This is a genomic window from Candidatus Desulfolinea nitratireducens (genome assembly GCF_982879505.1).
The window spans coordinates 2,913-10,824 of the sequence record NZ_CEYOSI010000110.1 but is presented as its reverse complement, the minus strand read 5'-3'; the positions used below and the strand labels follow the sequence as shown (position 1 = coordinate 10,824).

Annotated in this window: 9 protein-coding genes; 1 reads left to right on the top strand and 8 read right to left on the bottom strand. The window is 49.9% G+C overall.

Features of this window, described 5'->3' with window-relative positions; translation table 11 throughout:
• The 7 genes from AC3DOM_RS10720 to ggt all read right to left on the bottom strand — a co-directional run.
• Nucleotides 1-449, bottom strand: a 449-nt coding sequence (locus tag AC3DOM_RS10720; protein WP_487919041.1) for a hypothetical protein, incomplete at its 3' end; no start/stop codon positions are given.
• Between the two features lie 115 nt (nt 450-564).
• Nucleotides 565-1,722, bottom strand: a complete 1,158-nt coding sequence (locus AC3DOM_RS10715) for a toast rack family protein (protein ID WP_487919040.1) — start codon at nt 1,720-1,722, stop codon at nt 565-567.
• On the bottom strand, nt 1,712-2,191 hold the full coding sequence (locus AC3DOM_RS10710; RefSeq protein WP_487919039.1) for a PspC domain-containing protein: 480 nt from the start codon (nt 2,189-2,191) through the stop codon (nt 1,712-1,714). The genes AC3DOM_RS10715 and AC3DOM_RS10710 overlap by 11 nt, the downstream gene beginning before the upstream one ends.
• Nucleotides 2,192-2,303: 112 nt before the next feature.
• Nucleotides 2,304-2,942: a hypothetical protein gene (locus tag AC3DOM_RS10705; protein ID WP_487919038.1), complete on the bottom strand. Its 639-nt coding sequence runs from the start codon at nt 2,940-2,942 to the stop codon at nt 2,304-2,306.
• Between the two features lie 12 nt (nt 2,943-2,954).
• The gene (locus tag AC3DOM_RS10700; protein ID WP_487919037.1) at nt 2,955-3,752 is read right to left on the bottom strand and encodes a toast rack family protein; all 798 of its coding nucleotides are present in this window, start codon (nt 3,750-3,752) and stop codon (nt 2,955-2,957) included.
• A gap of 10 nt (nt 3,753-3,762) precedes the next feature.
• A complete protein-coding gene (locus AC3DOM_RS10695; RefSeq protein ID WP_487919036.1) occupies nt 3,763-4,320 on the bottom strand; it encodes a LiaI-LiaF-like domain-containing protein in 558 nt (185 codons plus the stop codon).
• A 192-nt stretch (nt 4,321-4,512) separates the two neighbouring features.
• Complete coding sequence (gene ggt, locus AC3DOM_RS10690; RefSeq protein WP_487919035.1) at nt 4,513-6,093, bottom strand: gamma-glutamyltransferase; 1,581 nt, start codon at nt 6,091-6,093, stop codon at nt 4,513-4,515.
• A 203-nt stretch (nt 6,094-6,296) separates the two neighbouring features.
• On the opposite strand from ggt, the gene AC3DOM_RS10685 reads away from it, so the two are divergent.
• Nucleotides 6,297-7,247 carry an MDR/zinc-dependent alcohol dehydrogenase-like family protein gene (locus tag AC3DOM_RS10685; RefSeq protein ID WP_487919034.1) on the top strand — a complete coding sequence of 317 codons (951 nt, stop codon included), beginning with the start codon at nt 6,297-6,299 and terminating at the stop codon, nt 7,245-7,247.
• A gap of 68 nt (nt 7,248-7,315) precedes the next feature.
• On the opposite strand, the gene AC3DOM_RS10680 is transcribed toward AC3DOM_RS10685, so the two are convergent.
• The coding region (locus AC3DOM_RS10680) for a sensor histidine kinase (RefSeq protein ID WP_487919033.1) at nt 7,316-7,912 on the bottom strand (597 nt) is incomplete at its 5' end.

Here is a 7,912-nt window from a genome sequence, read left to right as displayed (position 1 = left end):
CCGCCAGTGTATATGGGGAGGCTATATAAAGCAGCTTGCGGTCCTTCAAGGAGCAACAGGGCGCCTGTTGTTATCAGAACATATAATAATATCCACAGATAACCCCTTTTATTAGGCTCCAGGGTGGTTGCCTCTGCGCTCAGGATAAAGAATAGAATAATGATATATTGGTGGTGAGGAGGGAATGAGAGCAGACTGATAACAAGAATAGATTGTATCGCCAGATAAAGACTGGCTGGAAAATGACTTTGCTTCAAGGCTTGATCACGTATTGCAAGGAAAAAGGCAAAGATAAAATAGAGCCCCAGCGCGAGCCAACGATATTCATGTGCCTCGGTGAAATAATCGAAAAGACTGGGGATCGCGACAGCCAGTGCAGTGAGCACCCCGCTGAGATTGAGCATAGTGATGTTCTTTAAAACAGGGAAACGTTCCTGGAGTTCTTTCATAAAAGGATGATACCTTAAAAAGACTTCGACTTTCGACTTCGGACTTTAGACTTCAAACCTCAGCCACCTGTATTTGCTGATGGCTAAGGTCTAAAGTCTTATGTCTCAGGTTTTGTTATTTCTCACGAACCGCAATACTGCCAATCCCCTGCTCAAGGTAAAGCTCAACATGATCTTTGGCTTGATCATAATTTGGTGAGGTGTAAGTATCTCCACTCTGAATATAGCCAGAGGGAATATTCAGGCCGACGATCCCACGGTCAACGTGAATCTGCGCAGCCATATCCTTGGGGATGCGGATAACGATCTCGCCGACACCTCCCTCGACATTGAGCTTGATCTGACCTTTATCGGGCAGGGTGACAGTGGTTTGCCCGACGCCCCCCTCGACTGAGGCCTGATACTCGCCATTCGGCAACACAACAGTAGTTTGCCCAACGCCGAGGTCAAGATTTACCTCGCTGACCTGAAGATCACTCAGGTCAAGATCTGATTCTCCCACACCAAGTGAGATGTTTAAATTCAAGGGAATTTCCTCGGTCAGGCTTATGTCCCATGAAAGGTGATTTTTTTCAAAGCCAGGTATCTGGAACGGCATACCAGATGCCCAGTCGCTGCCCAGGAAATAGGAAGCTTCATCGCCGTCCAGTTCATAGTGCTCACGGATGACCTCTTGCTCTACAGTGGAGATGGTACCCTGGATGAGATTGTCGTTGCGAGAATGTGACTCTACAGAAAGCTCGCCGACGGAAGAATCGATTCTTATATTGGCAGTCTCTGCGTCACCCAGTGATTGTTCTATCTCTTCACTGACGATTCGGGCATTTGTTGGAACAATCCCTTCTTCTCCGAGTATGCCACCTGAAAGCCACAATCCTGCTGCAAGGAGGCTGAGCGCCACCCCGACGCCAACCGCCGAGAGCCAGATATTTTTTCGTCCCAGAAAGATCTCGAGACCTATCGTGATGATGATAACGGGCCACAGGCGCAGAATTGCCATCCACGAGGTCCAGCTAAGGATGCCCAGGTTATTTGCCATAAAAATGGCCCCCACGCCGATGGAAATTGTTGGGCCGACAATGCTGCGGGTGCGGATCAGGTCGTTGAGACCGAGCAGGATGAGGAGCAAAGGCCACAAGCGGATGAGACTGTTCCAGACGCTGCCCCCCAGTAATCCCAGATTTTGGAAAAGGAAGGCGATCCCGATAGCAATCAGGATGAAGGGCCAAAGCAAGCCGGGACGATGTTTGCGGTGATTATGGTTATTGGTCATTTGAGACTCCTTGTGTACGGCGAAGAATGAGAACTCCTCCACCAACGATGAGAAGGACGGGCCAAAGAATATCAAAAGAAAGCCAGCCCAACCAGGGGATACCAAGATTTTCAACGAAGAGCATTGCGCCTAAAGTTATTAGCGCGATACCAACGATGAATCCTGCTTTAGGATGAGGGGTGCGCAGAGCCTGTCCAAATTCTTCCCCTACAGTTTGTGCGCGTTCAGAAAAGTTTTGTGCGCTATCCTTGAGATTATCTTCCCAGCTTTTATCAGCAAAGGCGGCGGATTCACTGGGGGCAATGATCCATAAGGCTACATAAATCAGGAAGCCAATCCCGCTGCCAAAGAAAAGTAGTGCAAAGAAGATGCGAACGAAGGTCGTGTCGATGCCGAGATAATCTCCCAGACCTCCACAGACACCGCCTAACATTCGGTCACTTTCACTACGATAAAGTACGGTTTTCATTTTATTTCTCCATTTGTGCCCCCCCTCACCCGTTCTTGCCTCGCGCGAACTTCCCTCTCCCGCCCTGCGGGAGAGGGGGAGCAAGCGGAGCGATGCGGGGGTGAGGGCAGGGTTATTGTTTTCTAAAATTCTTGTAGATCACGTAGCCGCCAGCACCGATTAGGAGAAGCGGCCAGATGATATTGAAGAGGATTTCCATAAAGGGCAAGCTCAAGACGCCAATTAAGGTCAGGATTCCGCCAGGAATAAAGGCCCATTTCAATTGGTTGTCATAGCCTGGCAAAAACCCAAGCAAAAGGAAGGTCATTCCAAAACCAATCAGGAAAAGACCATCAGTTTGACCATAGGGCAGGATACTATCCAGGACATCGACAACAGCTATTGAGCTGAGGATCCCGGCAGGGATGATAGCCCACCAATAGCTGCGGTTCGTAAAGAAAACCATCCAGAAGGCCAGGGCAATGCCGCCGAGGATGATCCCACCGCCAAGCATATTTTCAAGTTGCGGAGAGATTACTCCGAGTGCGATGTTAAGCCCAATGGCAGTCAGGGTGCAGCCAGGGATGAGAGCCCACCAGTTTTCTCGATTGATGGCGTATACGTATAGTGCTGCTGCTCCTGCACTGGCGATTAGAATTGCCCAGAGCAGATTGAATCCGCCATGTAGGATGCCCAGATTTTCAAGCAAAAAGATGCTGCCAATAATAGTCAGGACAAACCCAAAGATGATTCGGACATCAAAACGTTTCATAATTTTCTCCTTTTAGCGGATGCTGAGCGCACCTGCGCCAAAATCAGCACTGATATCCACTTTGTTGGCAGCGGTATCGTAGTTGTCGGATTTGTAATACCCACCGACGCGTGGGAAGCGTTCGCGGTTGATATCAATCGATGCAAGACCACTGTCCACCTGGATTCTGGCGGCTACGCCTTCGGGGACCTCGAAATGAACAGAGGCGGCACCCCCGCTCAGGTCAACGTGCGTGTGCCCCGCGTTGGCAGGCAATACGATCTTGGTATTGCTGGCGCCGGTGTCTATTTCCAGTTCTTCCACGCGGAGTTCGCTCAGGTCGATCTGCATATCCGATGCCCCCATCTCAAAATGGAGTTGCCATGAGATCAGCTTGCTAAGTCCAAATTTCCATTCGCGTGCGCCCCATGTCCAGGGCATGATCGTCTGGAAAAAATCTGTGGTAGCATTTTTTATGCTTAGGTCGGTGAAGTCACCGTCTTTATTCGTATGATATTCAACACCGCCAGAAAATGTTCCATTGAGTAATTCATCGTCGCCAGTCTTTCCGTTGACGTGAACTTGCCCGGCGCCAAAAGCCAGAGACATCTTCCCTTGCCTGGTTCCATCAAGGAGAATGGAGACATCTTCAACATCGAGGGCCTCAGGCCCACGTTTCGCTGACCAGAGCGTAAAGACGCCCATGGCAATGATAAATGTCGGCCAAATCAGTTCCCAGACATTGATGTTAAGGAAACCAAGATTATTGAAGAGCAATAACAATCCAGCCAGGATGAATAAACCACCCCAAAATACAGATTTTGTTTTCATTTCTTTCTCCTTATTCTGCATCTTCTTCGATAATTACAGGTTCAACAGGCTCTGCAAAATCAGCAATCTTTTCGCTTTTCTTACCCAGCAAGGAACGGATCATTGACCATAGACCTGCTACGATGAGCAATAAAGGCCAATATTGGATGATCTGATCTGGTCCGCCAAGGAATGAGCCGAAGACGATGAAGAAGATTGTGCTCAAAAACAGGAGGATGAAGCCAGCCTTCATAGTTCCTTTATCTTTGGTCTGGATGCTGAAAAAGAGTAACCCAAGCCCTACAAAACCCGGAATGAAGGCCCAGGCGTAAGCCCAGGAATCCCAGTCTCCGGTTACGTTTTGGTAGTAAAGCAGGCCGCCGATTCCGCCGATGATAAATGCCGGGATCGAAAGGCCAGGAATATTATTCAGGATGCTGACCAGCAGAAAGATCGCGCCGATTCCGATGATCGTCAAAGGCCAACTGCCTTCTGCCCAATCTCCGAGTTGGGGTACAAATTGAACAGCCAAAAACCATGCGCCAATCAGGATCAGGATCAAGCCGCCGGTGATATTTCCTTTTTTCATTAGATTTTCTCCTTTAGAAAATTTATAGTATTAGTACAATGCCCATACTATAGGAGCTTTAGGGTCATATTTAACAGTGCTGGAGGTCATACGCAGGGTCACGACTTAAAAAGTTCTCCCCCCGTTAATGGGGGGAGGTAGAGGGGGGTGAACAAAGGTGCAACGCACTTTCAAAGTGCGTTGCACCTGGATTTACTCAACCTCTATCCCTGCTCCTCCTCGCCGCCGATCTCCCACGGCGACCCAATGACCATTCTCAAAAGCGACAGCGTGCGTCCCGCCGAAATACATATTTAAATCAGGCCAGCGATTGACCTTATAGCCCAGTTCTTCCAATCCTTGTGCACGCTTTTCGGGAATGCCTCCCTCCAGATGCAAAATTCCGGCGCCAAAGTACATTCGTGGCAGATGAACGGCTTTCTCCAGAGGCATCCCAAAATCGATCACGTTACTGACCGCCTGCAATATCGCTGCGCGCAAACGGCTTGAGCCTCCACTCCCCAGGACCATACGCGGTTTGCCATCCTGCAATAAAAGAGTGGGGCTCATCATCGTGGTCAGACGCGCTCCGGGCGCGAGCGTGTGAAAGCCCTGCGGTTCCAAATCTGCTTCGCCGAGCATATTATTCATACAGATCCCCGTCCCGTCCACGACGAAACCCGCGCTCTCGCCCGCGGTAGTTGTCACGCCGACGAAATTCCCGGCCTCGTCCACAACGCTGATATGTGTGGTGTGATCGGGCTCTCGTGGGAAAAGTGGTTCGGATGGTGGAGACTCGCCGCTCAGGATAGTATCCAATTTCTGACGATAAAGCTGGATATTTTTATCGCCAAGGAGGCGCCCGATCCGCTCTTGCTCCGAGCTTGCTGAGGCCTCCCAAAGCGGACGTGCGATATTTGTCAGGCGCATCGCTTCTGCCAGAGCCTGAATATGGTCAACACCGAGATGCGCCATCTGTGCCAAATCGACTGATTCGAGCAATTTGAGTGTAAATGCGATCAAGCCACCGCCTGTGGAAGGCATCGCGGGGAAGAGAAGTTCCGTCTCATGGTAGGAGATACGGATTGGCTCAAGGCGGCGAATCTTATAATTTGCCAAATCTGACTCGGTAATAAGACCACCGTGCGCTTTTTGGTCGGCAAGAATTGCCCGGGCAATGGAACCCTGTGAAAAGGAGAGCGGTCCCTCCTCTGCTAATTGATCGAGATTCTCTGCCAGCCCGGGAAATGTGTTTTTTTCGCCCGCGCACCAAGCCGATCCATCCCGTTTTTTGTACATGGCGTTGATTTCAGGCGTATCTTCATAGATAGGCAGTAAAAACTCGAACACATATTCTTGGGGAGCAGAGAGCGTAACGCCTTCGCGGGCCATGCGGATGGCAGGCTCAAGGAGGGTTTTAAGCGGAAGTGTGCCATGTTCGTCGGCAAGGGCGCTCAGCCCCGCCACAAGGCCGGGAACAGCCACACTACCACGCCCGATGTAAAGTGAATCCTGGGCGGGACTATAATCGGAGGTGACTTCATGAAAATCTATCTTGGGAGTGATCTCACCAGAGGGCATATCAACAAAAAAATCGTAGACCTCGGCTTTATCTCTTTCCACGTCACCGACAATCGCAAGCCCTCCCCCGCCTATATTGGTCATCACTGATTCTGCGATAAATGAAGCGAATACTGCTGCGATGGCTGCATCGGCGGCGTTACCTCCGCGCTTTAGAATTTCTTCCCCGGCTGCGGCGGTTTGGGCATCTCCGGCTGCGATGACACCTTTCATAAAATGGCTCCTGTGAGTTTAAGTCCCTCCCCCGCATGCGGGGGAGGCTAGGTGGGGGCTTTTCTGCCCCCCTCTAACTCCCCCCGTAAACGGGGGGAGAACCTTGGTATTGAATTGGAATAGTATACCTCTTGAGAAGACGGGCTTATAATCTGAAAGTAGTTGATTACCGTGACTATGAATCAACAAATCAAAGGTGTTCTATGAAATCTCTATGGCTTGAAAACGAAACCCTCTCTTATAAAGAAAACTCCCCCAAACCGATGAAGGCGAATGAGGCTCTTATTCGCGTGCGGCTGGCAGGGATCTGCAGCACCGATCTTGAGATGGTGCGTGGATATTACCCCTTTAAAGGTGTGCCGGGACATGAATTTGTCGGGGAGGTGGTTGAGGCGGAAGATGAGAATTGGGTCGGGCAACGTGTGGCAGGGGAGATCAATGTCACCTGTGGAATATGTGAACAATGTCGTAACGGGCGCGAGACTCATTGTGAAGATCGGACCACGCTGGGCATCCATAACCGGGATGGCGTTTTTGCCCAATATCTCAGGCTGCCGATCCGTAATCTGCATCGCATTCCTGATTCTGTGTCAGATGAAAAAGCGGTTTTTACTGAGTTGCTCGCAGCTGCGCTGGAGATCCTGCAACAGGTGCATATCCACCCCACTGACCGGGTTCTTGTAATTGGCGCCGGACGATTTGGTCAGTTGATCGCACAGGTTTTGCAACTTACCGGGGCAGATTTACGCGTGGTGGCACGTCATCCACAGCAGAATAAATTGCTCACGGAGCGTGGTATTCGATTGATTGCCGGGGAGGATGTGGAGCCCTGGCGTTGGGATGTGGTTGTAGATGTAACGGGATCGGCCTCCGGTTTTGAGCTGGCGCGGCAAGCCCTTCGTCCGCGCGGGACGTTGGTCATGAAATCCACCTATAAAGGGGAATTGCAAGTGAACTTCTCTTCTATTGTGGTAGATGAGATTAATATCATCGGCTCGCGTTGTGGCCCCTTTGCACCTGCGTTGCGATTGCTGGAGAGTGGGCAAGTTGATCCGCTGGGGATGATTGCGGCGGAGTATCCCCTCGACCGTGGATTGGAAGCTTTCGAAAAGGCGGCTGATAGAGGGGTTTTGAAGGTGTTATTTAGACCGTAAATTGAAGTCCCTGTTCAATTAAGAACAGGAACTTTTTATATATAGCATTATTCCGACAACCAAAATTATTATCGCGCGGCGCGTAGTGGCAAGCGGATAATGAAAGAGGTACCCTTGCCTAATTTACTTTTAACTTCGATTGTGCCTTTGTGCCCCAGCACAATTTGCTTGCTGATCGCAAGTCCCAGCCCGGTACCAGCGACTGAGCTTTCAGTTTCACGAACGCGGAAAAACTTGTTGAAAAGATTGGGCATGGACTCTTCAGGGATGCCGTAGCCTGTATCTTTCACGGTCAGGCGTATTTCTTCCCTTTCTTTCTTTGCTTGCAAAACAATCTTCCCGTTGGGACGGTTATATTTGATCGCATTGCTGAGTAAATTCAAAATCACTTGCTTGAGTTTATTTGGATCAGCTTCGAGGTCGGGCAAAGTTGAAGGTACCTCAATTTTTATTTGAATATTATCCTCGGCTGCTTTTGAATGCATGATTTCCTGACACTCGGTATAAAGCTTTTTTACAGAGAAGATTTCAAAGCGAAATTGGACACGTCCTGATTCAAGCCGTGAAAGATCGAGGAAAGAGGATGTGAGTGCGCTCAGGCGTAAAGTCTCTGAGTGGATATTATTGACGATCTGGTCGTGCTGCTGTTGAGAAATTTCTGGACG